This window comes from Rubrimonas sp., assembly GCF_036788415.1.
Lineage (GTDB): Bacteria > Pseudomonadota > Alphaproteobacteria > Rhodobacterales > Rhodobacteraceae > Rubrimonas.
The window spans coordinates 1-1,586 of sequence record NZ_DAIQNN010000246.1; the positions used below are offsets into that span (position 1 = coordinate 1).

Annotated in this window: 1 protein-coding gene; it reads right to left on the reverse strand. The window is 69.2% G+C overall.

The annotated features are described in order from the left end of the window. Positions 1-1,586, reverse strand: a 1,586-nt coding sequence (locus V7Q31_RS19150; RefSeq protein ID WP_333835427.1) for a bifunctional metallophosphatase/5'-nucleotidase, incomplete at both ends; no start/stop codon positions are given.

A 1,586-nucleotide genomic window follows, 5' to 3' on the forward strand; every position in this document is an offset into this window, starting at 1 on the left:
TCCCACGGTTTGGCGTCGATCACGCCGTCGTCGTCAGCGTCGATGTCCTCGCCCGAGGCCCCGGTGAAGCCGCGCACCAGCAGATAGGTCTGGGCGGAATTGGTGAACGTATTGTTGGCGAAGGCGAAGTCGGCGGTCACCCCGAGCCGGCTCTCGGCCTCGGGGCTGGCGGCGAGGAAGTAGCCGTTCTCGCCAAGCGCCAGTCCGGAGAAGTCGAGCACGTTGTCGATCACGCCGCCCGACCGCACCTCGAGCAGGAACACGCCGTCGAGCGAGAGCCCGGGCTCGCCCAGAAGCTCCAGGAACTCGGTGTCGACCCCGGTGGTGCTGACCACGATCTCGTTGATCACGAGGAAGTCCGGCGCCACATCGTCCTCGAACACCGCATCGGCGCGGAAGGCGAGGTTCTGGATGCGCTCGTCGCCATCGGGGCCGGTCTCGACCGCGGTGAACGGCGTCACGGCGAAGTTCTGGGCGAGATACTCCGCGAAGGCGTCCTGCTCGGAGCCGTCAGCCGCGAACGTCGCGACGCCGGTGCGCGGAGCCAAGGCGTTCACCAGATCGACCCGGTTCTCGCCGAGCGCCGGGAACGGGTAGCTGTCGCCGCCGTCGGCGAGGAAGTTGAGCGTCACGATGCGGAAACTCTGGCCGGGGTTCTCCACCACGGCCCCGTCGCGCACGATCTCCGCGATCAGGGTCCCGTCCTCTGCGAACACGCCGGCGTTGACGATGCGGTCGCCCACATCGCGCGTGGCGTCGAAGCTGAAGCGCACGCCCGACACCTGCGGGAACTGGCCGGGGGTCGAGCCGGGACCGGTGGCGGCGACGGCGTGCTCCAGCACCGCGGCCAGATCGGCCGCGGACAGGGACAGCAGCGTCAGGCCGTTGTTGAAGCGCAGCGCGTTCTGGATGTCGAGCTGCGACAGGTCGCCCGCCTCCTTTTCCGCGGCGGGATTGGCCGAGGTCGGCAGTAGCGCGCCGGTCAGCCCGTCCACCTCGCCGATGGCGGCGCGGATGCCGCCGCCGTTCTTGATCGAGATGACCACCGTGGGATCGATCGCCTGCGCATAGGCGAGGTTGGCGTCGGCCGACAGGTTGCCGAGCGAGGTCTCCTCGGTGCGCACGAACTCGCGCCGCCCCTCGATGAACACGTCCGTGCGACCGAAGATGTTGGCGTCGTTCGCGGTGACGATCCCCGACACGGCGTCGACCAGCTGCTCCACGAGATCGGCGCTCTCCGAAGCGTCGATTGCCTCCTGCGCGGTCTGCGCGCCGGTCACTTCGGTCACGCCCTGGTCGTCGGTGACGTAGGCGCCGGACACGTCCGGATCGGTGAAGCCGTCGCCGAGATTCACCAGCCGACCGTCCGCGTCGAATTCGACCACGAGGCGCCCGACATAGGAGTATTCGCCGTCGGTCGAGACGATCAGCAGCGGGTCGCCGTCAGCGTCCGTGGTGACGAAGGGATAGTCGCCCTGCGCTTCGTCGCCCTCGCGCAGGCGGTCGGTCGCATCGGCGAGCCGGGTGTCCGAGCCGCCGGCGACGATGACGTCGACGCCGCGCAGCAGGCCGGCGAGCTGCTTCTC